The organism is Streptomyces sp. NPDC093600, from assembly GCF_044764755.1.
Taxonomy (GTDB): Bacteria; Actinomycetota; Actinomycetes; order Streptomycetales; family Streptomycetaceae; genus Streptomyces.
This window is the reverse complement of record NZ_JBIWIU010000011.1, coordinates 189,802-212,977: the sequence shown is the minus strand read 5'-3', so window position 1 is coordinate 212,977 and position 23,176 is coordinate 189,802. Positions and strand designations below refer to the sequence as shown.

At 70.6% G+C, this 23,176-nt stretch carries 20 protein-coding genes and 1 tRNA gene; 16 read left to right on the top strand and 5 right to left on the bottom strand.

The window, feature by feature from the left end:
* The first annotated feature begins 2 nt into the window (after window positions 1–2).
* The 8 genes from ACIRB4_RS25575 to ACIRB4_RS25540 all read left to right on the top strand — a co-directional run bounded on the left by ACIRB4_RS25575 (window position 3) and on the right by ACIRB4_RS25540 (window position 9,396).
* On the top strand, window positions 3–1,169 hold the full coding sequence (locus ACIRB4_RS25575) for an acyl-CoA dehydrogenase family protein (protein WP_403294499.1): 1,167 nt from the start codon (window positions 3–5) through the stop codon (window positions 1,167–1,169).
* A gap of 344 nt (window positions 1,170–1,513) precedes the next feature.
* On the top strand, window positions 1,514–2,554 hold the full coding sequence (locus tag ACIRB4_RS25570; RefSeq protein ID WP_403294498.1) for an ABC transporter substrate-binding protein: 1,041 nt from the start codon (window positions 1,514–1,516) through the stop codon (window positions 2,552–2,554).
* Between the two features lie 4 nt (window positions 2,555–2,558).
* On the top strand, window positions 2,559–3,398 hold the full coding sequence (locus tag ACIRB4_RS25565) for a siderophore-interacting protein (RefSeq protein ID WP_403294497.1): 840 nt from the start codon (window positions 2,559–2,561) through the stop codon (window positions 3,396–3,398).
* Between the two features lie 119 nt (window positions 3,399–3,517).
* Complete coding sequence (locus ACIRB4_RS25560; RefSeq protein WP_403294496.1) at window positions 3,518–4,996, top strand: pyridoxal phosphate-dependent decarboxylase family protein; 1,479 nt, start codon at window positions 3,518–3,520, stop codon at window positions 4,994–4,996.
* On the top strand, window positions 4,977–6,248 hold the full coding sequence (locus ACIRB4_RS25555) for a lysine N(6)-hydroxylase/L-ornithine N(5)-oxygenase family protein (protein ID WP_403294495.1): 1,272 nt from the start codon (window positions 4,977–4,979) through the stop codon (window positions 6,246–6,248). The genes ACIRB4_RS25560 and ACIRB4_RS25555 overlap by 20 nt, the downstream gene beginning before the upstream one ends.
* Entirely contained in the window at window positions 6,245–6,796 is a 552-nt protein-coding gene (locus ACIRB4_RS25550; protein WP_403294494.1) for a GNAT family N-acetyltransferase, read from the top strand. Before ACIRB4_RS25555 ends, ACIRB4_RS25550 begins: the two co-directional genes overlap by 4 nt.
* Entirely contained in the window at window positions 6,793–8,568 is a 1,776-nt protein-coding gene (locus ACIRB4_RS25545; protein ID WP_403294493.1) for an IucA/IucC family protein, read from the top strand. The genes ACIRB4_RS25550 and ACIRB4_RS25545 overlap by 4 nt, the downstream gene beginning before the upstream one ends.
* Before the next feature lie 180 nt (window positions 8,569–8,748).
* Window positions 8,749–9,396: a hypothetical protein gene (locus ACIRB4_RS25540; RefSeq protein WP_403294492.1), complete on the top strand. Its 648-nt coding sequence runs from the start codon at window positions 8,749–8,751 to the stop codon at window positions 9,394–9,396.
* On the opposite strand, the gene ACIRB4_RS25535 is transcribed toward ACIRB4_RS25540, so the two are convergent.
* Both ACIRB4_RS25535 and ACIRB4_RS25530 read right to left on the bottom strand, forming a co-directional pair.
* Window positions 9,386–10,399 carry a hypothetical protein gene (locus ACIRB4_RS25535; protein ID WP_403294491.1) on the bottom strand — a complete coding sequence of 338 codons (1,014 nt, stop codon included), beginning with the start codon at window positions 10,397–10,399 and terminating at the stop codon, window positions 9,386–9,388. The two genes, ACIRB4_RS25540 and ACIRB4_RS25535, sit on opposite strands and share 11 nt — an antisense overlap.
* A 78-nt stretch (window positions 10,400–10,477) precedes the next feature.
* Entirely contained in the window at window positions 10,478–12,094 is a 1,617-nt protein-coding gene (locus ACIRB4_RS25530; protein ID WP_403294490.1) for a beta-N-acetylhexosaminidase, read from the bottom strand.
* A gap of 187 nt (window positions 12,095–12,281) precedes the next feature.
* Here ACIRB4_RS25530 and ACIRB4_RS25525 point away from each other — a divergent pair, with 187 nt between their 5' ends.
* Window positions 12,282–12,557, top strand: coding sequence for a hypothetical protein (locus ACIRB4_RS25525; RefSeq protein WP_356894081.1), 276 nt, complete (start codon window positions 12,282–12,284; stop codon window positions 12,555–12,557).
* 57 nt (window positions 12,558–12,614) lie between these two features.
* Window positions 12,615–14,432, top strand: coding sequence for a glutamine--fructose-6-phosphate transaminase (isomerizing) (gene glmS, locus ACIRB4_RS25520; protein ID WP_403294489.1), 1,818 nt, complete (start codon window positions 12,615–12,617; stop codon window positions 14,430–14,432).
* A 253-nt stretch (window positions 14,433–14,685) separates the two neighbouring features.
* Here the strand turns inward: glmS and ACIRB4_RS25515 are convergent, their stop codons facing one another.
* Window positions 14,686–15,249, bottom strand: a complete 564-nt coding sequence (locus tag ACIRB4_RS25515) for a GPR1/FUN34/YaaH family transporter (RefSeq protein WP_403294488.1) — start codon at window positions 15,247–15,249, stop codon at window positions 14,686–14,688.
* Between the two features lie 161 nt (window positions 15,250–15,410).
* Window positions 15,411–15,932 (bottom strand): universal stress protein, encoded by a 522-nt coding sequence (locus ACIRB4_RS25510; RefSeq protein ID WP_403294487.1) that lies wholly within the window; start codon window positions 15,930–15,932, stop codon window positions 15,411–15,413.
* Between the two features lie 316 nt (window positions 15,933–16,248).
* On the opposite strand from ACIRB4_RS25510, the gene ACIRB4_RS25505 reads away from it, so the two are divergent.
* From ACIRB4_RS25505 to ACIRB4_RS25485, 5 genes are all read left to right on the top strand, one after another.
* Entirely contained in the window at window positions 16,249–16,632 is a 384-nt protein-coding gene (locus ACIRB4_RS25505) for a hypothetical protein (protein WP_403294486.1), read from the top strand.
* A 480-nt stretch (window positions 16,633–17,112) separates the two neighbouring features.
* Entirely contained in the window at window positions 17,113–18,282 is a 1,170-nt protein-coding gene (locus tag ACIRB4_RS25500; protein ID WP_403294484.1) for a helix-turn-helix domain-containing protein, read from the top strand.
* A 151-nt stretch (window positions 18,283–18,433) separates the two neighbouring features.
* The gene (gene orn, locus ACIRB4_RS25495; RefSeq protein ID WP_403294482.1) at window positions 18,434–19,036 is read left to right on the top strand and encodes an oligoribonuclease; all 603 of its coding nucleotides are present in this window, start codon (window positions 18,434–18,436) and stop codon (window positions 19,034–19,036) included.
* A gap of 104 nt (window positions 19,037–19,140) precedes the next feature.
* Window positions 19,141–19,213 (top strand) — tRNA-His (locus ACIRB4_RS25490).
* A 122-nt stretch (window positions 19,214–19,335) separates the two neighbouring features.
* Window positions 19,336–21,210, top strand: a complete 1,875-nt coding sequence (locus ACIRB4_RS25485) for a rhamnogalacturonan lyase (RefSeq protein WP_403294481.1) — start codon at window positions 19,336–19,338, stop codon at window positions 21,208–21,210.
* Here ACIRB4_RS25485 and ACIRB4_RS25480 read toward each other — a convergent pair.
* On the bottom strand, window positions 21,197–22,189 hold the full coding sequence (locus tag ACIRB4_RS25480; RefSeq protein ID WP_403294479.1) for an endo-1,4-beta-xylanase: 993 nt from the start codon (window positions 22,187–22,189) through the stop codon (window positions 21,197–21,199). The two genes, ACIRB4_RS25485 and ACIRB4_RS25480, sit on opposite strands and share 14 nt — an antisense overlap.
* Window positions 22,190–22,304: 115 nt before the next feature.
* Here ACIRB4_RS25480 and ACIRB4_RS25475 point away from each other — a divergent pair, with 115 nt between their 5' ends.
* Entirely contained in the window at window positions 22,305–23,105 is an 801-nt protein-coding gene (locus ACIRB4_RS25475) for an alpha/beta fold hydrolase (protein WP_403294478.1), read from the top strand.
* The last annotated feature ends 71 nt before the right edge of the window (window positions 23,106–23,176 follow it).

The window sequence follows — 23,176 nt, the reverse complement described above, 5'->3', positions numbered from 1 at the left end:
CCATGTCCCTCGACCACCGGCTCTCCGAAGAGCACGAGGAACTCCGCCGCACCGTCGAGGAGTTCGCCCACGACGTCATCGCCCCCAAGATCGGCGACTACTACGAGCGCCACGAGTTCCCGTACGAGATCGTCCGCGAGATGGGGCGCATGGGCCTGTTCGGCCTGCCCTTCCCGGAGGAGTACGGCGGCATGGGCGGCGACTACCTCGCGCTCGGCATCGCCCTGGAGGAGCTGGCCCGGGTCGACTCCTCGGTGGCCATCACCCTGGAGGCGGGCGTCTCGCTCGGGGCGATGCCGGTCTACCGCTTCGGCACCGAGGAGCAGAAGCAGGAGTGGCTGCCCCGGATGTGCTCCGGGGAGATCCTGGGCGCGTTCGGGCTGACCGAGCCGGGCGCCGGCTCGGACGCGGGCGGGACCCGGACGACGGCCGTGCGCGACGAGTCCACGGGCGAGTGGGTCATCAACGGTTCGAAGTGCTTCATCACCAACTCCGGTACGGACATCACGGGTCTGGTCACCGTCACCGCCGTCACCGGCCGCAAGCCGGACGGCCGACCGCTGATCTCCTCGATCATCGTGCCCTCCGGCACCCCCGGCTTCACGGTCGCCGCCCCCTACTCCAAGGTGGGCTGGAACGCCTCGGACACCCGCGAGCTCTCCTTCGACGACGTACGGGTCCCGGCGGCGAACCTGCTGGGCGAGGAGGGCCGGGGGTACGCGCAGTTCCTCCGCATCCTCGACGAGGGCCGGATCGCGATCTCGGCGCTGGCGACCGGTCTCGCGCAGGGCTGTGTCGACGAGTCGGTGAAGTACGCCAAGGAGCGCCAGGCGTTCGGGCGCCCGATCGGTGACAACCAGGCCATCCAGTTCAAGATCGCGGACATGGAGATGCGGGCTCATATGGCCCGGGTCGGCTGGCGGGACGCGGCGTCCCGGCTGGTGCTCGGCGAGCCGTTCAAGAAGGAGGCCGCGCTGGCGAAGCTGTACTCGTCGACGGTGGCCGTGGACAACGCCCGCGAGGCGACCCAGATCCACGGCGGCTACGGCTTCATGAACGAGTATCCGGTGGCCCGGATGTGGCGCGACTCCAAGATCCTGGAGATCGGCGAGGGCACGAGCGAGGTGCAGCGGATGCTGATCGCACGGGAGTTGGGACTGTCGGGCTGAGTTGCCCGGGGAGGGGCGACCGGGGCGGGCCAGGCGTGTGAGCTTCTGGGTCGGCCGCCCTCGCTCCGAGTATGGCGCCCTCCGCCGGGCGCCTTTTCACACTCGGACAGAGGGCGGCCGACCAGGAATTCCCGGCCCCGGTCAATCCAGGCGCCCCGCCCTCCCGTTCACGAACGCGCCGCACACGACCGCCGCCACCAGGACCCGTAGCCCCCCGCCTATGCCACCGGCATGTGACGTACCGCCTCGATACCGGCCCTACTGATCCACGTGAGGTTAGGCTAACCTACCCTCGAATTGCTCAGCCCAGGCCGACCCCGGCACGTACCGAAAGCGACTTCGCCATGCCCAGCAACGCCCGAGCCACTCATCTCACCCGTCGCGGCCTCCTCGCCGCGGGCGGCGTCCTCGGGCTCGGTGCCGCGATCGCCGCCTGCGGCGGCGAGTCCAAGACCGGCACCGGTGCCGCCGAGAAGTCCGGCTCCTGGGAGTTCAAGGACGACCGCGGCCAGGTCGCCAAGTCCGCCTCCACGCCGAAGAACATCGTCGCCTTCACCGGAACCGCCGCCGCCCTCCTCGACTTCGGCATCGAGGTCGCGGGCGTCTTCGGTCCGACCACGGTCAAGGACCCCAAGACGAACGAGGACAAGCCCGACGTCCAGGCCGGCGATCTCGACATCAAGAAGGTCAAGATCATCGGCAACGTCTGGGGCGAGTTCAAGATCGAGGAATACCTCAAGCTCAACCCCGAGCTCCTCATCACGGACATGTGGGAGAAGAACGACCTCTGGTACGTTCCGGCCGAGCAGAAGGACAAGATCCTCAAGGTCGCCCCGAGCGTCGCACTGTGGGCCGCCGACCACTCGATGCCGCAGGTGCTCCAGCGCCACGCCGACCTCGCCGCCTCGCTGGGCGCCGACGTCAAGACCAAGAAGATCCTCGACGACAAGGCCCGCTTCGAGGCCGCCGCCGAGCGGGTGCGCAAGGCCGCCAAGGGCAAGAAGGACATCAAGGTCCTGATCGGCTCCGGCTCGCCCGACCTGTTCTACGTCTCCACCCCGGTCCGCCCGACCGACACGCTGTACTTCAAGGAGCTGGGCGTCAACATCGTCGTCCCCACCAAGCTCGACCAGGGCGGCTGGTTCGAGGGCCTGAGCTGGGAGAACGTCGACAAGTACCAGGCCGACATCATCATGCTCGACAACCGCACCTCGGCCCTGCAGCCCGAGGCCCTGAAGGCCAAGCCGACCTGGGCCGCGCTCCCCGCCGTCAAGGCCGGCCAGGTCATCCCGCGCGTGACCGAGCCCATCTACTCCTACGCCAAGTGCGCCCCGCTCCTCGAGGACCTGGCCAAGGCCCTGGAGAACGCGAAGAAGGTGGCCTGACCCGATGACGACCGCCGAGACCGCCCCGTTCCAGTTCTTCTCCCTCCAGGTCGACCGGACGAGGCGGCTCGGCCCGTCCCTGGTCCGGATCACCTTCACCGGGGAGGACCTGAAGGCCTTCGCCTCCGGGGGCCGCGACCAGTCGCTCTCCCTCTTCCTGCCGCACCCCGGGCAGCCGGAGCCCGTCCTGCCCCCGCTGGACGACCCGGACCTGTACGCCGTCCTCGGCGCCTGGCGGGCGATGCCCGACGACGAGCGCGCGGTGATGCGTTCGTACACCGTCCGCGAGCAGCGCACGGCGCCCGACGAGGTCGACATCGACTTCGCGCTGCACGAGGACGGCGGCCCGGCCTGCCGCTGGGCGCAGCAGGCCGAGCCGGGCGACAAGGTCGTGGTGCTGGGACCGGCGGTCGCCGACAACACGGGCGTCCGCTTCCGCCTGCCGGACGATGCCGACTCCGTACTGATCTGGGCGGACGAGACGGCCCTGCCGGCCGCGTCCGCCGTCCTGGAGTGGCTGCCGGCCGAGACGCGGGCGCAGGTGTATCTCGAAGTCCCCTGCTCGGGTGACCGGCTGGAGCTGGCGACGGAGGCCGACGCGACCGTGACCTGGCTGGTCCGGGAGGAGGGCGCGCCGTCGGCCGTGGACGCGGTGCGCGACGCCGAGCTGCCCGGTGACGCTCCGTACGTCTGGATCGCGGGCGAGTCGGGTTCCGTGAAGGCGCTGCGCCGTCATTTCGTGAACGAGCGTCAACTGGATCGCCGTCGGATCACGTTCGTCGGCTACTGGCGCAAGGGCCTGTCCGAGGACGCGCTGCGCGAGACGCCGGAGGACGACTCGTAGTCGTACGTCACCACTGAGTCCCCTGGGGGGCGAGGGTCGTTGCGATGCGAAGTTAGGTTAGGCTAACCTTACTTTCGCATCACCCCCTCGCCCCCTCTTCCGTCCGGAGGACCATCCCCATGCGCTCGCACCTGCTCAACGACGCCACGGCGGAGAGCTATCGGCGCTCCGTCATCGAAGGAGTCGAGCGGGTGGCGGAGAAACTCGCCACGACCCGACAGCCGTTCACCGGCGTCACGCCCGCCGAGCTCGCCCCGGTCATCGACGCCGTCGACCTCGACCAGCCGCTCGGCGACTCCTCCGCCGCCCTCGACGAGCTGGAGAGCGTCTACCTCCGCGACGCCGTCTACTTCCACCACCCGCGCTACCTGGGCCACCTCAACTGCCCGGTCGTCATCCCCGCCGTCCTCGGCGAGGCCGTCCTCTCGGCGGTCAACTCCTCGCTGGACACCTGGGACCAGAGCGCCGGCGGCACCCTGATCGAGCGCAAGCTCATCGACTGGACCACCGGCCGGATCGGCCTCGGACCGGCCGCCGACGGCGTGTTCACCAGCGGCGGTACGCAGTCCAACCTCCAGGCGCTGCTGCTGGCCCGCGAGGAGGCCAAGACGCGGGACCTGGCGAAGCTCCGTATCTTCTCCTCCGAGTGCAGCCACTTCAGTGTCCAGAAGTCGGCCACCCTCCTCGGCCTCGGCGCCGACGCCGTCATCTCCATCCCGGTCGACCGGACCAAGCGCATGCAGTCCGTCGTCCTCGCCGCCGAGCTGGAGGCCTGCCGCGCCGAGGGCCTGGTCCCGATGGCGATCGTCGCCACCGCCGGCACCACCGACTTCGGCTCCATCGACCCGCTGTCCGAGATCGCCACCATGGCCGCCGAGTACGGCGCCTGGATGCATGTGGACGCGGCCTACGGCTGCGGACTTCTCGCCTCCCACACCCGCCGCCACCTCCTGGACGGCATCGAGCGGGCCGACTCGGTCACCGTCGACTACCACAAGTCCTTCTTCCAGCCGGTGAGCTCCTCCGCCGTCCTGGTCCGCGACGGCGCAACCCTGCGCCACGCGACCTACCACGCGGACTACCTCAACCCGCGTCAGACCGGAGACATGGGGGCACCTCCCGCGTCCGAAGGACTGTGGGGGAAGATCCCCAACCAGGTCGACAAGTCGCTGCAGACCACCCGCCGCTTCGACGCGCTCAAGCTGTGGATGACGCTGCGCGTGATGGGCGCCGACGGGGTCGGCGAGCTCTTCGACGAGGTCTGCGACCTGGCCGCGGCCGGCTTCGAGCTGCTCGCCGCGGACCCCCGCTACGACGTGGTCGTCCAGCCGCAGCTCTCCACCCTCGTCTACCGCTACATCCCCGAGGCCGTCACCTCCCCCGCGGAGATCGACCGGGCCAACCTCTACGCCCGCAAGGCGCTCTTCGCCTCCGGCGAGGCCGTCGTCGCCGGGACCAAGGTCGACGGCCGCCAGTACCTGAAGTTCACCTTGCTCAACCCCGAGACGACCGTGGCCGACATCGCCGCCGTCCTCGATCTGATAGCCGGCCACGCCGAGCAGTACCTGGGAGAGAACCTTGTCCACGCAGCCTCTTGATTTCATCGGCATCGGGCTCGGTCCGTTCAACCTCGGCCTGGCCTGCCTGACCGAGCCGATCGACCATCTGAACGGTCTCTTCCTGGAGTCCAAGCCCGACTTCGAATGGCACTCGGGCATGTTCCTCGAAGGCGCCCACCTCCAGACGCCGTTCATGTCGGACCTCGTCACCATGGCCGACCCGACCTCGCCGTACTCCTTCCTCAACTATCTGAAGGAGAAGGGCCGGCTCTACTCCTTCTACATCCGCGAGAACTTCTATCCGCTGCGGACGGAGTACAACGACTACTGCCGCTGGGCCGCCGCCAAACTGAGCAGCATCCGCTTCTCGACGACCGTCAGCTCCGTCTCGTACGACGAGGTGAGCGAGGAGTACGTCGTCGCGACCGAGGCCGGAGAAACGTTCCGCGCCCGCCGGATCGTGCTCGGCACCGGCACCCCGCCGCACCTGCCCGAGCCCTGCCAGGGCCTCGGCGGCGACCTGATCCACAACTCGCGCTACCTCCCGAACAAGGAGGCGCTCCAGAAGAAGAAGTCGATCACCCTGGTCGGCAGCGGCCAGAGCGCGGCGGAGATCTACTACGACCTCCTCGCCGAGATCGACGTACACGGCTACCGGCTCAACTGGGTGACCCGCTCCCCGCGCTTCTTCCCGCTGGAGTACACCAAGCTCACCCTGGAGATGACCTCGCCGGAGTACGTGGACTACTTCCACGCGCTGCCCGAGCAGACCCGCTACCGCCTGGAGGCCCAGCAGAAGGGCCTGTTCAAGGGCATCGACGGCGAGCTGATCGACGCCATCTTCGACCTGCTCTACCAGAAGAACCTGGCGGGCCCGGTCCCCACCCGGCTGCTCACCAACTCCGCGCTGCACTCCGCCGCGTACGACGACACGAGCGGCACGTACACGCTCGGCTTCCACCAGGAGGAGCAGGAGAAGGACTTCACGGTGGAGACCGAGGGCCTGATCCTCGCCACCGGCTACAAGTACGCCGTCCCCGCCTTCCTGGAGCCGGTCCGCGACCGCCTCAAGTGGGACGGCCAGGGCCGCTTCGACGTGGCCCGCAACTACTCGATCGACACGACGGGCCGCGGCGTCTTCCTGCAGAACGCCGGTGTGCACACGCACTCCATCACCTCGCCCGACCTCGGCATGGGGGCGTACCGCAACGCCTACATCATCGGAGCCATGCTGGGCTCCGACTACTACCCCGTCGAGAAGACCATCGCTTTCCAGGAGTTCGCGGTATGAGCACCACCCTCCCCGCCGCCGGCATAGGCACCTTCGCCTTCCGGCCCCTCGACCCGCTCGCCGACGCCGAGCTGATCCACCCCTGGGTCACCCACCCCAAGGCCGCCTTCTGGCTGATGCAGGACGCGAAGCTCCAGGACGTCGAGCGCGAGTACATGGCGATCGCCGCGGCCGAGCACCACGACGCCTTCCTCGGTCTCCACGACGGCGAGCCCGCCTTCCTCATGGAGCGGTACGACCCCTCGAAGGTCGAACTGGTCGGCCTGTACGACGCCCAGCCGGGCGACGTCGGCATGCACTTCCTGGTCGCACCGAGCGACACCCCCGTGCACGGCTTCACCCGCGCCGTGCTCACCGCCGTGATGCGCGAGCTGTTCGCCGACCCGGCGACCGCCCGGGTCGTCGTCGAGCCGGACGTCCGCAACACCGCCGTCCACGCGCTCAACGCGGCCGTCGGCTTCGCCCCCGAGCGGGAGATCGCCAAGCCGGAGAAGAACGCGCTGCTCAGCTTCTGCACCCGCGCCCAGTTCGAGGCGGCGACGGCATGACGAGTCCGGTCTCCCACCTCACGCCCGCCCGCTGGGCCGACGCCAACCGCGCGCTGATCCGCAAGGGCCTCGCCGAGTTCATCCACGAGCGGCTGCTCGACCCGCGGGAGCTGGGCGAGAGCCGTTACAAGGTCCTCAGCGACGACGGCACGATCGAGTACCGCTTCACGGCCGACCGGTTCGCGCTCGACCACTGGCAGGTCTATCCCGACTCGATCAGCTGCCACCGCGGCGACGAGCAACTCCCCCTCGACGCGCTGCGGTTCATCACCGAGCTGCGCGGCTCGCTGGGCCTGAGCGACGAGATCCTGCCGGTCTACCTGGAGGAGATCTCCTCCACCCTGGCCGGTACGGCGTACAAGGCGACCAAGCCGCGCGTCCCCGCCGCCGAGCTGGCGCGCGCGGACTTCCAGGCCATCGAGACCGGGATGACCGAAGGCCACCCCTGCTTCGTCGCCAACAACGGCCGGCTCGGTTTCGGCGTGGACGAGTACCACGCATACGCCCCCGAGGCCGCGTCGCCCCTCCACCTGATCTGGCTGGCGGCGCGCCGCGACCGCACCACCTTCACGGCGGGCGCGGGCCTGGAGTACGAGACCTTCATCCGCGCCGAGCTGGGCGACAAGGCGGTCGACTGCTTCGCCGCGATCCTCGCCGAGCGGGGCCTGGACCTGGCCGACTACCTGCTGATGCCGGCCCACCCCTGGCAGTGGTGGAACAAGCTGTCCGTCACCTTCGCCGCCGAGGTCGCCCAGGAGCGGCTGGTGTACCTGGGCGAGGGCGACGACGCCTATCTGGCGCAGCAGTCGATCCGTACCTTCTTCAACACCTCCGACCCGGCCAAGCACTATGTGAAGACGGCGCTGTCCGTCATCAACATGGGCTTCATGCGCGGGCTCTCGGCGGCGTACATGGAGGCCACCCCGGCGATCAACGACTGGCTGCACGGTCTCATCGAGTCCGACCCGGTGCTGAAGGCCGCCCGGTTCTCGATCATCCGGGAGCGGGCCGCGATCGGCTACCGGCACCTGGAGTACGAGGCCGCCACCGACCGCTACTCGCCCTACCGCAAGATGCTCGCCGCGCTCTGGCGCGAGTCGCCGGTGCCGTCCCTGGCGCCCGGCGAGCGGCTCGCCACCATGGCCTCGCTGCTCCATGTCGACCACGACGGCGCCTCGTTCGCGGGCGCGCTGATCAAGGACTCGGGCCTGGCCCCGACGGAGTGGCTGCGCGGCTATCTGAACGCGTACCTGCTGCCGCTGCTGCACTGCTTCTACGCCTACGACCTGGTGTACATGCCGCACGGCGAGAACGTGATCCTCGTTCTCGACGAGCGGGGCGCGGTCGTCCGGGCGGTGTTCAAGGACATCGCCGAGGAGATCTGCGTCATGGACCCGGACGCGGTCCTGCCGCCCGCCGTGGAGCGGATCCGGGCCGAGGTCCCGGAGGACATGAAGCTGCTGTCGATCTTCACGGATGTCTTCGACTGCTTCTTCCGCTTCCTCGGGGCGACGCTGGCGGCGGAGGGCGTGCTCGACGAGGACGCGTTCTGGCGGACGGTCGCGGAGTGCGTGCGCGGCTACCAGGAGTCGAAGCCGGAGCTCGCGGACAAGTTCGCGCAGTACGACATGTTCGCGGAGACGTTCGCGCTGTCGGCGCTCAACCGGCTCCAGTTGCGCAACAACAAGCAGATGGTGGACCTGGCGGACCCGTCGGCGGCGCTCCAGCTCGTCGGCGACCTGGTGAACCCGATCGCGCGGTTCGCCCACTGAGGCCGGCGAGGGCCCGGGCGGAGTTTACGGTCCTCCGCCCGGGCCCTCGCCGTACGTCCCCCCTCCATTCAGGCGATCACGCTGTGTCACCGAGTCAATCGCGTCCACTACGTCCGGTAGTTGTGCCAGGTTGGCCCCGGGCCGGACCCGCCGGCCGGTAGCGGAGGTGCTGACGCCGTGATGCCTCGAATCACCCGTGTCCTCGTCGGAACGGCGGTGACCGTGGCCCTCGCCGGGGCGGCCGCCTGCGGGGGCGGAGGCGGCGGCGGCACGGAGCAGGGGGACGGAACGGAGACCGCGGCCTCTCCGACGGAGACGGGACAGGGCGAGACCCTGGGGACCATCTTCCCGGGGAAGGGCGGAGGCGGCCAGGCGGCCCCGGTCCGCGTGCCGACGGCCAAGGTGAACCAGCGGGTGGGCGGGAAGATGAGGGTCGTGAACGATACCGACAAGGCCGTCCCCCTGAAGGATCCGCAGCCGCAGCCCGACGACCCCGGCCAGGGGCAGACGCTGGCGGGGCGCGGCAACTGCCCCGATCCGCTGCCCGCTGGGCAGGCGTGTGAGATGACCATCGGTCACACGTCGTTCGTGGCGGGGTCCTACTCCGGAGTGGTGACCATCCCGACCGGAGAGGGCGAAGCGATGACCGTGCCCTACTCGGGGGAGGCGGTCGAGAACGGCCCCACGGAAACCGTGTCACCGACGACCGACACCCCGACGCCGACGACGACCGATCCCACCACCGATCCGACCACCGATCCGACCTATATCCCGCCGACCGACACCCCGCCGACGGACCCCGGGACCGAGGGCGACATCATCCCGTAGCGGCGGGCGAGGTCAGCTCCACGCGCACGGTGTCGTCGTCGGGCAGCACGACCGTCAGATAGTCCCTGTTCCGTGAGGCGTAGGAGACCAGATAGAAGCGGGACGGCGACTTCACGAGCAGGTGGAATCCGACGTACCGGTGCTGGTACGGGCCCTTGCCGGTACCCATGTCCCGGTATGCGATGGCCTTCGCGTTGTGGACGATCGGGATACGCGAATAGACCACCACCGGCAGGCTCTCCTGGTACCCCCCTTGGATCTCGTCCCAGGCATGGGTCTGCCCCTGCATCGCCACGTACCGGGTCGTGCCGAAGAACAGGCTCAGGGCCAGCAGCCCGATCAGCAGGGCGCCACCCGCGGACCACATCCGGTCGGCGGTTCCGTCGCCCCCGGCCGGGTCGTCCGCGCTCCGCTGAAGACGCTGCTGCACGGAGAAGAACGCCAGGGTGGCGCCCAGCGCCGCCACGAGCGACGGGACGATCGGGGTCACCCACCAGCTCGCGGGGAGAGGGACGGGAAGCCCTCCGAAGAAGAGCGGAAATCCCAGCAGCACCATGAGGATGCCGACGGCGAGGAGCCACCGGCTCACCGTGCGGCGCCGGCGCTCCTTCCCTGGGCGGGCCAGGACATGGCCGATCCGGCCGAGCACCAGCAGCACGGACAGTCCGCAGACCAGCAGGAACCACACCGGGCCGAAGACCGCGTCCGGGCTCTTGGCCAGGTAGGCCTGGACGGAGAGCTGCAGGTCGGCGGAGGGGACGCCGAAGCCGGCGTAATAGGCGTCGGTGTACACGCTGCCGAAGTAGTACAGCAGCCCGATGGCGGCGGTGCCCGGCGCCACCACGTACGCCGCCTTGTCGAAGAACGTCCCCGTCGGCGGCGGTGGCGCCGACGCCGGGGACGCGGGTGGTGGCGCGGGTTCGGGCGGTGGCGCCGGGTGTGGCTCGGGCGACTGCGCGGGCTCGGGTGACGGCCGGGACGGCTCCCCTTGCGGCACGGACATGCCGTCAGTCTCGGGGCCGCCGCCCGGCCGCGCACGCAGAGCGCGCCACCCGGCTGATCTCCGGCTACCCCCTACCGCCTACCGCCACGGAACCTGCGGCGAGCGGTAGAAGCCGATGCCGAGCGCCTCGAACCTCGGCCCCTGCTGCGCCAGCCGCTCCCGGTACGCCGCCCAGTCGTGGGAGGCCGCAGGCGACCAGCCCAGTTCGGCGATGCCCGGCAGGCGCGGGAACGCCATGTGGTCGATGTGGGCGCTCTCGGAGACCGTCTCCGTCCACAGCGGCGCCTCGACGCCCGCGATGCCCGACTCGGGCAGGCCGGGCAGGAGGGTGGCCGGGTTCCAGTCGTAGGACCGCTGGACCTCGACGTAGCCGGCCCAGGAGAGGCCGAGTTTGGTGTCCTTGGTGTACTTCATGTCGAGATAGGCCCGGTCGGCGGGCGAGAGGATCACCTTGGTCCCGGCCCGCGCGGCCGCCGCGACCTGCTCCTTCTCGGCCCCCGACGAGCGGTCGAGGCCCCAGTACTGGGCGAGCGCGCCCTCGGCCGGCCGGGCCCCGGTCAGCTGGTGCCAGCCGATGACGGTCTTGCCGTACTTCGCCACGACCGGCTGCACCCGGTCCATGAAGGCGACGTAGTCCTCGTGGGTGGTGGAGTGCGCCTCGTCGCCGCCGATGTGGAGGTACTTCCCGGGGGTCAGCGCGGCCAGTTCGCGGATCACGTCGTCCACGAAGTCGTACGTGACCGGCTTCGGCACGCACAGCGAGCTGAAGCCGACGGCGGTGCCGGTGTAGAGCGGCGGCGCGACGCCGTCGCAGTTCAGCTCGGCGTACGAGGCGAGGGCCGCGTTGGTGTGTCCCGGCATGTCGATCTCGGGGACGACCTCCTGGTAGCGGGAGGCGGCGTAGCGGACGATCTCCTTGTAGTCGTCCTTGGTGTAGTGGCCGCCGGGGCCGCCGCCGACCTCGGTGGAGCCGCCGTAGGTGGCGAGCCGGGGCCAGGAGTCGATGGCGATGCGCCAGCCCTGGTCGTCGGAGAGGTGCAGATGCAGCTTGTTGATCTTGTAGAGGGCGAGCTGGTCGATATAGCGCTTGACCTCGTCGACGGTGAAGAAGTGCCGGGAGACGTCGAGCATCGCGCCCCGGTAGGCGAAGCGGGGGGTGTCGGTGATGGTGCCGCCCGCCACCGTCCAGGGTCCCGGCCGCACCGTGTCCGCCTCGACGGCGGCGGGCAGCTGCTGGCGCAGGGTCTGGACGCCGCGGAAGAGTCCGGCGGGCCGCTGGGCGGTGAGGGTGATGCCTCCCGGGCCGGACGTCAGCCGGTACCCCTCCTCACCGAGGGCCCGGTCGCGGGGCGACAGACGCAGCAGGATGCCGCCGCGCCCCTTGTCCTCGTCGACGACGGGCAGCGGGTGGCCGGTGGAGGGGCGAAGGACGCCGGCGAGGTAGTCGCCGATGGCACGGGACTCGCGGGAGTCCTCGTCGACCCGGATGCGGGTGGCGGCGGTGATGGCGTACGGGGCACCGCGCGGCGCCACGGAGGCGGGGGCGGGGACGATCTGGCCGAGCGGGCGGGGGGCGGCTGCGGGGGCCGGGGCGGCGGCGGGTGCGGTGGCTCCGACGGAGGAGATACCGGCCGCGGCGACCAGGAGCACGGCACCGAGCACACGGGGGAACGTTCTGCACTGTTTCACAGGCATGGTCCCTTTCGACGGGCTTCGCGACTGTGGGATGCGTATCCGTTCGGTCACCATCCGTACCGTGAGCCCCTACACCGGTCAAGGTGTAGACCAATTTCGGGGGGCAAAAGCGTCGACCATGAGGACCCCTGCCCGATAGCGGGCAGGATTCTTGCAAAGAACCACCGGTACCCCTCAGTATTCACGGGTGCTCGAACGCCGCCCGTCACACGACGACCTCATCGACCATCTGGTGCGCAGCACCGCGCTCCAGCGCGGTGAGGCGGCCCGCGTGGTCCTCGATGTGCTGGCGTACTTCGACGAGTCGACCGAGGACTTCGTCCGTCGGCGCCACCGGGAACTGCAGTCCCGTGGAGCCGTGAACGCGGAGATCTTCGAACGCATCGCGGCCGAACTGCCGCACCGCGCGGTGGCGCCACCAGAGCTCTCGCTCCGGCAGCTGCGCCGCATCGTCTACGGCTGAGCGTCGTCCGCGGCTGAGTGCCGAGCACACCCACTGACTTGGAGGGGTTAAACCTTTATGTGCGGAATTGTCGGTTACATCGGAAAGCGTGACGTCGCCCCGCTGCTGCTCGAAGGACTCCAGCGGCTGGAGTACCGGGGGTACGACTCCGCGGGCATCGTCATCACCAGCCCGAAGGCCGGCGGCCTGAAGATGGTCAAGGCCAAGGGCCGGGTCCGCGACCTGGAAGCCCGCGTCCCCAAGCGCTTCACCGGCACCACCGGCATCGCCCACACCCGCTGGGCCACCCACGGCGCCCCCAGCGACATCAACTCGCACCCGCACCTCGACCCCGAGAACAAGGTCGCCGTCGTCCACAACGGCATCGTCGACAACGCCTCGGAACTGCGCGCCAAGCTGGAGGCCGACGGCGTCGTCTTCGCCTCCGAGACCGACACCGAGGTCATCACCCACCTGATCGCCCGCTCCCAGGCCACCACCCTGGAGGAGAAGGTCCGCGAGGCGCTCAAGGTGATCGACGGCACGTACGGCATCGCCGTCATGCACGCCGACTTCAACGACCGCATCGTGGTGGCCCGCAACGGCTCCCCGGTCGTCCTCGGCATCGGCGAGAAGGAGATGTTCGTCGCCTCCGACGTCGCCGCGCTGATCGCCCACACCCGCCAGGTCGTCACCCTCGACGACGGCGAGATGGCCACCCTCAAGGCCGACGACTTCCGTACGTACACCACCTCGGGCGCGTCGACCACCGCCACCCCGGAGACCGTGGAGTGGGAGGCCGCCTCCTACGACATGGGCGGCCACGACACGTACATGCACAAGGAGATCTCCGAGCAGCCCGACGCGGTCGACCGCGTGCTGCGCGGCCGGATCGACGACCGCTTCTCCACCGTCCACCTCGGCGGCCTCAACCTCGACGCCCGCGAGGCCCGCACCATCCGCCGGATCAAGATCCTCGGCTGCGGCACCTCGTACCACGCCGGCCTCATCGGCGCGGGCCTGATCGAGTCCATGGCCCGCATCCCGGCCGACGCCGAGCCGGCCTCGGAGTTCCGCTACCGCAACCCGGTCGTGGACCCCGACACCCTCTACATCGCCGTCTCCCAGTCCGGTGAGACGTACGACGTGCTCGCCGCCGTCCAGGAGCTGAAGCGCAAGGGCGCGCGCGTCCTCGGCGTCGTCAACGTCGTCGGCTCGGCGATCGCCCGCGAGGCCGACGGCGGCGTGTACGTCCACGCCGGCCCCGAGGTCTGCGTCGTCTCCACCAAGTGCTTCACCAACACCGTCGTCGCCTTCGCCCTGCTCGCCCTGCACCTGGGCCGCATCCGGGACCTCTCGGTGACCGACGGCAAGCGGATCATCGAGGGCCTGCGCAAGCTGCCCGAGCAGATCAGCGAGATCCTGAAGTCCGAGGACGAGATCAAGGAGCTCGCCGCTCAGTACGCGGGCGCCCAGTCGATGATGTTCATCGGCCGCGTGCGGGGTTACCCGGTGGCCCTGGAAGCGTCCCTGAAGCTCAAGGAGATCTCGTACATCCACGCCGAGGCGTACCCGGCCTCCGAGCTGAAGCACGGCCCGCTCGCGCTGATCGAGCCGGCGCTGCCGACGGTCGCCATCGTCCCCGACGACGACCTGCTGGAGAAGAACCGCGCCGCGCTTGAGGAGATCAAGGCGCGCAGCGGCCGCATTCTCGCCGTCGCACACCAGCCGCAGGAGAAGGCCGACCACACCATCGTCGTGCCGAAGAACGAGGACGAGCTCGACCCGATCCTGATGGGCATCCCGCTCCAGCTCCTCGCCTACCACACGGCGCTCGCCATGGGCCGCGACATCGACAAGCCGCGCAACCTGGCCAAGTCCGTCACGGTCGAGTAGCCCTCCGGGCCTGTCCCCCGGAGACTCGACCACGGTCGAGCGGTGAGTCCGGCCTGTCCCCGGACGCTCGACCGGACACCACGAAGCGGTCCCTGCACGCAGGGACCGCTTCGTCTTTTCTGGGGGCTCGGTTCACCTCCGGGCGCTGTGTGCCGGACTCCCAGGGCCGCGCGTGCTCGGCCCCTCGTTCCTCGGGGGCTGCGCGTGCTCGGCCCTGTTCCCCCGGCGCGCCCTTCGGCTCACTCGCCCCGCGTCAGGTCGTGGCCGTCGCGTTCTTCCTCGACATGCGGCCGAGCGACATCGGCCAGTGGGCCACCGCCGCCGTCGCGCCGTACCAGGCCGCGAGGCCCGCGACCGCGGCGATCCAGCCGCCCGCCTTGGCGAGGCCGCCGTTGCCCGCGAGGGCGCCTATGCCGTCCAGCAGCAGCGCCACGAACAACAGCCCGTACACGCCCTGCCCGAACAGACCGCTGCCCTTGGCCGCCATCGTCAGCGTGAGCGCCAGCATCGCCCACAGCAGCAGGAAGAGCCCCGACGCCTCGGCCGACGCGCCGCCGGCCCCGGTCCCCCAGGTGAACCAGAAGGCGCCGAGCGCCGCGTGGGCGGTGCCGGTCCCGCCGTTGCCCGCGTGCAGGGCGAGCAGACCGGCGAGGAAGAGCGCGACCCCGCCGACCCAGGTGGCGAGGGCTGCGGCGTCGGACGCCGCGACGTTGTCGATCACACCGGTGCCGCCGAGCCCGAAGGCCAGCAGAGTGAGTCCGAGTGCGAGTTGGCCGAGCATGGAGGTGGTGTTTCCCGCGGCGACGTCGTTGTCCACGGCGGGCTCCCTTCAGACGGGCAGTTGTGCTGCTTGGGCCGCTTTGTTCCGGTGACCCTTATCTACCCTTCACAAGCGCACAATTCACCTGAGGATGGCCGAATTTATGGCCGAGTCAAGGGAGTTGAGGAGGGTGGCGAGGGAGGCGTGCTACGGGATGACTACGGGATCACGACGACGGGCCGCTGGGCGCGGCGCGCGAGCCGTCCGGCCACGGAGCCGAAGATCCGGCCGACGATGCCGTGCGTGGAGCCGACCACGATCGCGTCGGCCGAGTACTCCCGGCCGACCTCCTCCAGTTCATGACAGATGTCGCCGCCGCGCTCGACGAGGATCCAGGGGACCTCGGCGAGATAGTCGGCGCAGGCGAGCTCCAGACCGAGGACCTCGGTGCGGTGGTCCGGTACGTCGACGAAGACCGGGGGCTCGCACCCCGCCCAGACCGTGGTGGGCAGCCGGTTGGCGACATGCACGATGATCAGGCCGGAGCCGGAGCGGCGGGCCATGCCGATGGCGTACGCGAGGGCTCGCTCGCTGGAGGTCGAGCCGTCGAAACCGACGACCACTCCGTGCCGGAAAGCGGGATCGCAGGAGTGACGTGGTTGTTCCGCCGCCAAGGGGTCCACCGTGGAATCGGCGACGCGCTTGCGGTCCGCGGGTTCGGAGAATTCGTGACCGGCCATCGGTGTCTCGGCGAAGAAGATCCTTCTGGGAAGGGAACGGAACAACGGTTGGCGGCGGAGCTGTGTCCGGGAATCATCTTCCCAACCCCATACCCCCAAGGGTACGGCGACACTCCTCCCGTGCCCAGAGCCGGCCGTGCTGCGCGCGGTGGTCGCACGGCGCCCCAGGGAGCATGCACGAGCCCGTCCCGTTATGGCAATGCCGGTTGTGTCCTACAGGTGTCCGTACGGGGGCCGAACGGACGCCTCCGGCAGTGACCGGAACGTTCCGCTCCTCGTTGCCACTGGTCCAGCCACCGTCGCAGGGAGACCGCCCGTGCCCGCACCAACGGCAGCCACCGCCGCCCAGCCCCCCGTCCCCGCTCCACCGCGCGGCCGTCGCCGCGCACCGGGCCGACCGGCGTCGGCGGCGGGAGCGACGACGGAGCCCGCGGGAAGAGCGAGCGGCTCCGCGGGGGTGGCGGGGGACACGGCGGGCGACGTCGTCCGCTGGGCGGTCTTCTGCTGTGTGCTCGTCCCGGTCGTCCTCGTCGTCTACGGCACCTCGCTGGCCGGGGCCGCGGGCGCGGCGCTGGGACTCCTCGCGGTGACGGCGGCCTGCCGGGTGCTGCTGCGCCGCTCCGAGCGCGGGCTGCGGGCCGAGGCCACCGGGCGCCACGCCATGCGCCCACCGGGCGGCCGGCGGCACCGTCAGGGCTGACCCGGGCCGACGCGGGCCGGTCGGACGACCGCTCGCGCCACCGCGCGCGCCACCCCGGCCCGGCACGCTCCGCCCCGACCTGACGAACCCCCCGTAGAGCTGACAGGTTCGTACACCTACACCCGTATGTTTTCAGCCAACTTCCACAGGTCGGCGAGTCCTTGACGGAACCGCTCCCCAACCCCGTTGCCACCAGGCGAGAAAGCCCCGCGGCGGGCCCGCGCACCCTACGGGGACGGGCCATGCACCGAACGCGCACTTCCCTGCGCGGGCCGTGAGTGGAACGCTTCGTGATCGAATGCTTCGCGCCAAGTTGCCTTGTCGACAATGTGCCGGATCGAGAACTTGTCACGCCGGCGCCACGGAACGCAGTAGATTCGATCATGGGTATCGAAGACTGGGGTCTCGTGCAAAACCGAGGGGAAACGTGCAGGAGCGACAGGACCAGGGAGACGCGAACACCGAGGGGGGCTTAGCGTCATGAGCCAGGACTCCGCCGCACCGGAGGCCGCCCGGAAACTTTCCGGGCGCCGCCGTCGCGAAGTCGTCGCGGTGCTGCTGTTCAGCGGCGGCCCCATCTTCGAGAGCTCCATCCCGCTCTCCGTGTTCGGAATCGACCGGCAGGACGCCGGGGTGCCCCGCTACCGGCTGCTCGTGTGCGCCGGCGAGGACGGCCCGCTGCGGACCACCGGGGGGCTCGAACTCACCGCGCCGTACGGCCTGGACGCGATCAGCCGGGCCGGCACCGTCGTCGTACCGGCCTGGCGGTCGATCACCTCGCCGCCGCCGCCGGAGGCGCTCGAAGCGCTGCGCCGGGCGCACGAGGAAGGCGCCAGGATCGTCGGACTGTGCACCGGGGCGTTCGTCCTGGCCGCCGCCGGCCTCCTGGACGGCCGGCCCGCGACCACGCACTGGATGTACGCGCCGACGCTCGCCAAGCGCTACCCCTCGGTCCATGTGGACCCGCGGGAGCTCTTCGTCGACGACGGCGACGTCCTCACCTCCGCCGGAACAGCGGCCGGAATCGATCTCTGTCTGCACATCGTGCGGACCGACCACGGCGCGGAGGCCGCGGGCGCCCTGGCGCGCCGGCTGGTCGTCCCGCCGCGGCGCAGCGGCGGTCAGGAGCGCTATCTCGACAGGTCTTTACCCGAGGAGATCGGCTCCGACCCCCTCGCGGAGGTCGTGGCCTGGGCGCTGGAGCACCTTCACGAGCAGTTCGACGTGGAGACGCTCGCCGCGCGCGCCTATATGTCGCGGCGGACGTTCGACCGCCGGTTCCGCTCGTTGACGGGCTCCGCGCCGCTGCAGTGGCTGATCACGCAGCGGGTGCTGCAGGCTCAGCGGCTCCTCGAGACCTCCGACTACTCCGTAGACGAGGTGGCGGGCCGCTGCGGCTTCCGCTCCCCGGTGGCGCTGCGCGGCCACTTCCGGCGCCAGCTCGGCTCCTCGCCCGCCGCCTACCGCGCCGCCTACCGGGCCCGTCGCCCGCAGAGCGAGACGGCCACGGCGGTCATGGACCCGGTCGTGCCCCCGCAGGTCTCCCCCGCGGTCCGGCGCCCGGGGGCCCCGATGGAGCACGGCAAGCCGCAGTCCGACGTGTACGCGGCCGGCCGCCCGGCCCTGCCGGGCCAGCGGAGCGCTCACTAGACCGCGCGCCACAAGCCGCGCACCGCAAGACGGCGGGCGCCCGGGGACACCCTCCTGGGCGCCCGTCGGCCTGTCGGCCCCGATCCGCCGGACAGGCGCCGGGAGCCACGAGCCGGGTCCGATCACCGACCGACCCCATAAGGTAGGACGCATGAACGATCGCATGGTGTGGATCGACTGCGAGATGACCGGGCTCTCGCTGACGGACGACGCACTCATCGAGGTGGCCGCGCTGGTCACCGACTCGGAACTGAACGTGCTCGGCGAAGGGGTGGACATCGTGATCCGCCCGCCGGACGCGGCGCTGGAGACCATGCCGGAGATCGTGCGCCGGATGCACACGGCCTCCGGCCTCCTCGACGCCCTGCCCGGCGGCACGACCCTCGCCGACGCCGAGGCCCAGGTCCTGGCCTACGTACGCGAGCACGTCAAGGAGCCCCTCAAGGCGCCGCTGTGCGGGAACTCGGTCTCCACCGACCGCGGCTTCCTCGCCCGGGACATGCCCGCTCTGGAGAGCCACCTCCACTACCGGATCGTCGATGTGTCCTCGATCAAGGAACTGGCCCGCCGCTGGTACCCGAGGGCTTACTTCAACAGTCCGGAGAAGAGCGGCAACCACCGTGCGCTCGCCGACATCCGCGAATCCATCGCCGAGCTGCGCTACTACCGCGAGGCGATCTTCGTCCCGCAGCCCGGCCCGGACTCCGACACCGCGAAGCAGATCGCCGCACGCCACGTCCTGCCCGCCGAATGAGCCCGCGCTCGCGCCCGACCTAATGCGGGCGCGAGCACCCGCCGGGACCCTGTAGACTTCTTCTCGGCCGGTCGGGGAAACCTTCGGGAAAACCGCCGGTCGTGGTGGGTATAGCTCAGCTGGTAGAGCACCTGGTTGTGGTCCAGGATGTCGCGGGTTCGAGTCCCGTTACTCACCCTGATGGCTCAAGGCCCCGGTTCTTCGGAACCGGGGCCTTGAGCGTTTCTCCGGGCAACCGATCCCGGCGCGGCGGCGACTGTGGGATACGCAACGGCTCTCTTCCCCCCGCAGGAGGACTCGTGCAGCACCCGCAACCACCCCGCCCCTCGCGTCGCCGCGGCCTTCCGGCCCTGCTCATGGCCGGGGTCCTCGCCGCCGCCGGGCTCGCCGTCGGCAGTCCCGGGGCGGCGGCCGCCCCCACCGCGCGGCAGGCGGAACGGCTCGACCGGGGTGTGGTCAGCGTCCACACCGGCACCGGGAACCTCGTGAGCTGGCGCTGGCTGGGCACCGACCCGGACACCGTCGCCTTCAACGTCTACCGGGCCGGTACGAAGGTCAACGCCACCCCGATCACCGCCTCCACCAACTACTTCCACGCCGGCGCGCCCAGCCACGCCGACTACACCGTCCGCGCCGTCGTCGGCGGCGTGGAACAGGGCGACTCCGTCCACGCCGTCCAGTTCCGCACCGGCTACAAGGACGTGCTCCTCACTCCCCCGGCCGGCGGCACCACGCCCGACGGGGTGGCGTACACCTACGAGGCCAACGACGCGTCCGTCGCCGACCTCGACGGGAACGGCTCCCTGGACTTCGTACTCAAATGGCAGCCGACCAACGCCAAGGACAACTCGCACTCCGGCTACACCGGCAACACGATCGTCGACGGCATCCGGCTCGACGGCACCCGGCTGTGGCGCATCGACCTCGGCCGCAACATCCGCTCCGGCGCGCACTACACCCAGTTCCAGGCGTACGACTACGACGGCGACGGCCGCGCCGAGGTCGCCATGAAGACCGCCGACGGAACCGTCGACGGGCGCGGGACGGTGATCGGCAGCCCGTCCGCCGACCACCGCAACAGCAGCGGGTTCGTGCTGGCCGGGCCCGAGTACCTGACCATGTTCGACGGCCTCACCGGCGCCGCGCTGGGCACCACCGGCTACGTCCCCGCACGCGGCACCGTCTCCTCCTGGGGCGACAACTACGGCAACCGGGCCGACCGGTTCCTCGCCGGAACCGCGTACCTGGACGGCGCCCGGCCCTCGCTCATCATGGCGCGCGGCTACTACACCCGGTCCGTGATCGCGGCCTGGGACTGGCGCGGCGGCCAGTTCACCCGCCGCTGGACCTTCGACTCGTCGAGCTCCACCAACGCCGGCAAGGGCTTCGACGGGCAGGGCTCGCACAGTCTGTCCGTCGGTGACGTGGACGGCGACGGCAAGGACGAGATCGTCTACGGGTCGATGGCCGTGGACGACAACGGCAACGGCCTGTGGACCACCAGGAAGGGCCACGGTGACGCCCAGCACCTCGGCGACCTCGACCCGTCGACCCCGGGCCTGGAGTACTTCAAGGTGTCGGAGTCGTCCTCCCAGCCCTCCGAGCTCTACATCAACCCGGCGAACGGCGCGATCCGCTGGCAGCTCGCGGCCTGCTGCGACAACGGGCGCGGGCTCGCGGGCGACATCTGGGCGGGGAACGCCGGCGCCGAGATGTGGTCCTCGGCCGACACCTCGATACGGGACGAGGCCGGGGCGGCCAAGGGGCGCGAGCCCTCCTCGGCGAACTTCCTGAACTGGTGGGACGGCGACACCACCCGCGAGCTGCTCGACGGCACCCGGATCGACAAGTACGGCACGGGGGGCGAGACCCGGCTGCTCACCGGCGCCTCGGTCGCCTCCAACAACGGTACGAAGGCGACTCCGGCGCTCTCCGGTGACATCCTCGGCGACTGGCGCGAGGAGGTCGTGTGGCGCACGGCGGACAACCGCGCGCTGCGGATCTACTCCACCCCGCACCAGACCGGTACGAGGATCACGACCCTGCTGCACGACACGATGTACCGCACGGGTCTTGCCTGGCAGAACACCGCCTACAACCAGCCCCCGCACCCGAGCTTCCACCTGGGCGCCGCTATGCGGACCGCCCCGCGTCCGCTGATCACGACCCCGTAGTACAGGAGAGATCGGTCGGGGGCGGATTCGTCCCCGACCAGGCGCCGTGGAGTCCGAAGCTGACCGAACCGCCCGGCGGCACCGAGGCGTTGAAGGAAAGGTTCGTCGCCGTGACCCGGGCCGCCGTCTGGGTCACGGTGGCGTTCCAGGCCTTGGTGACCCGCTGCTCAGGCGCGTAGGCCCACTCGGCCCGCCATCCGGCGAGCGCCGTCGTGCCGGTGTTGCGGATGGTGATCTGGGCGGTGAAGCCGGTGTTCCAGGTGCGCTTCACGGTGTACGTCACGGCGCACGTGGCCTTCGCCGGCGGGGGGTCCGTGACCGGGGCCAGCGCCTCGGCGATGCCGTGGTACGCGGGCTTCGGGGCGAGGTCCTCGTCGTACGGGGTGGCCGCGCCCTCGCCGGGGAAGAAGTCGGGGATCCACGAGTCGGAGTCGGTGAAGCCCCAGACCGTGACGCCCGTGCAGCGCTTGACGGCGAGGCAGGCGCGGATGACGGCGGCGTAGTCGGTCTTCTGCTGGGCCAGTTTCGCCTCCGTGGCCGGCAGCCGCATGCGGATGTCCAGCTCGGTGACGGCCACGTCCACGCCGAGGTCGGCGAAGCGCTTGAGGTTGGCCTCCAGGTCGGCGGGGACCTGCCCCAGGACCAGGTGGGCCTGGAATCCCACGCCGTCGACCGGTACGCCCTGCGCGAGGAGCCGCGCGACCAGGGCGTACATGCCGTCGCTCTTGGGGCCGACCGCCTCGGTGGAGTAGTCGTTGAGGTACAGCTTCGCCGCCGGGTCGGCGGCCCGCGCCGCGCGGAAGGCGTCGGCGATGTACGACTCGCCCAGCGCGGTGGCCCACATCGAGGGCCGCAGGGTTCCGTCGTCGGCCAGGGGCTCGTTGACGACGTCCCAGTGGTCGATCCGGCCCTTGTACCGGCCGACCACGGCGGCGATGTGGTCGGTCATGATCCCGCGCAGCTCGTCGGGCGTCCACACGCCGAAGCGGGACGATGGTCCGTCAGGCGGCGCCCCAGTGCGGCGTTGTGACATGCTGGCGCCATATTTTCGTAGCGCTTACTACAGATGCGTGCCACAGATGCGGGGGATCTCCATGACCACGTCCAGGACGACATCCGTGACGGCTGCCGGGACGGCGGACGCGGCCGGCCGCGCGCTGCTGCTGGCCCATGGCTCCGGCGGGGGCATCGAGTCCAACTACGGCCCGATCCGGAAGGTGCTGGCCGCGGACGGCCGCCGGGTCGTCGGGTTCGACCTGCCCGGGACGGGCGCCGCGCCGCGCGCCACGGCTCCGCTGGAGCTGGACGCGCTCGCCGACGGCCTGGTGGCCGCCGCCGACGCGGCGGGCGTCGAGCGGTTCGCCGTCTGCGGCTACTCCCTGGGGACGACGATCGCGATACGGGCGGCGGCCCGGCACCCGGACCGGGTGACCGCCCTCGTCCTGACCGCGCCCTTCGCCTACGCCGACCACGCGCTGCGGCAGGCGTCCCTGCTCTGGCGGGACCTCGCCGACAGCGGCCGGCACGAGCTGGTGGCCCGGCTCCTCGTACCCATGGTGTTCAGCCCCGCCATGCTCGATCCGATGACACCGGAGGTCGTGGAGGGTGTCGTCCGGCTGACGGGCGAGTCGATCCCGGCGGGGACGCCCGAGCACGCGGACCTCGTGGCCCGGGCGGACGTCCGGGACGACCTGGCGCGGGTGGCCGTGCCCACCCTGGTCATCTCGACGACCGAGGACCGGCTCGTCGCACCCGCCCTGCACCGGGCGGTCGCCGACGGTATTCCGGGCGCCCGCCTGTCCGAACTGGCTACGGGACACGCGCCGTTCGCCGAGAACCCGGCCGTGTGGGGAAAGCTGATCGGCGAGTTCCTGACCGAGGTGGAGGCGGGCTGAGGGGAGCGTCATGAGGTGCGCGCCCCGGCCGGTGGTGGGGTGGATCCGGCCGGGGCGCGCGGTGTGGGGGG

Excerpts from the sequence above, each read along its gene's own strand:
- ACIRB4_RS25575 (WP_403294499.1), top strand. The coding sequence starts at position 3 with ATGTCCCTCGACCACCGGCTCTCCGAAGAGCACGAGGAACTCCGCCGC.
- ACIRB4_RS25570 (WP_403294498.1), top strand. The coding sequence starts at position 1,514 with ATGCCCAGCAACGCCCGAGCCACTCATCTCACCCGTCGCGGCCTCCTC.
- ACIRB4_RS25565 (WP_403294497.1), top strand. The coding sequence starts at position 2,559 with ATGACGACCGCCGAGACCGCCCCGTTCCAGTTCTTCTCCCTCCAGGTC.
- ACIRB4_RS25560 (WP_403294496.1), top strand. The coding sequence starts at position 3,518 with ATGCGCTCGCACCTGCTCAACGACGCCACGGCGGAGAGCTATCGGCGC.
- ACIRB4_RS25550 (WP_403294494.1), top strand. The coding sequence starts at position 6,245 with ATGAGCACCACCCTCCCCGCCGCCGGCATAGGCACCTTCGCCTTCCGG.
- ACIRB4_RS25545 (WP_403294493.1), top strand. The coding sequence starts at position 6,793 with ATGACGAGTCCGGTCTCCCACCTCACGCCCGCCCGCTGGGCCGACGCC.
- ACIRB4_RS25540 (WP_403294492.1), top strand. The coding sequence starts at position 8,749 with ATGCCTCGAATCACCCGTGTCCTCGTCGGAACGGCGGTGACCGTGGCC.
- ACIRB4_RS25535 (WP_403294491.1), bottom strand. The coding sequence starts at position 10,399 with ATGTCCGTGCCGCAAGGGGAGCCGTCCCGGCCGTCACCCGAGCCCGCG.
- ACIRB4_RS25530 (WP_403294490.1), bottom strand. The coding sequence starts at position 12,094 with ATGCCTGTGAAACAGTGCAGAACGTTCCCCCGTGTGCTCGGTGCCGTG.
- glmS (WP_403294489.1), top strand. The coding sequence starts at position 12,615 with ATGTGCGGAATTGTCGGTTACATCGGAAAGCGTGACGTCGCCCCGCTG.
- ACIRB4_RS25510 (WP_403294487.1), bottom strand. The coding sequence starts at position 15,932 with ATGGCCGGTCACGAATTCTCCGAACCCGCGGACCGCAAGCGCGTCGCC.
- ACIRB4_RS25500 (WP_403294484.1), top strand. The coding sequence starts at position 17,113 with ATGAGCCAGGACTCCGCCGCACCGGAGGCCGCCCGGAAACTTTCCGGG.
- orn (WP_403294482.1), top strand. The coding sequence starts at position 18,434 with ATGAACGATCGCATGGTGTGGATCGACTGCGAGATGACCGGGCTCTCG.
- ACIRB4_RS25475 (WP_403294478.1), top strand. The coding sequence starts at position 22,305 with ATGACCACGTCCAGGACGACATCCGTGACGGCTGCCGGGACGGCGGAC.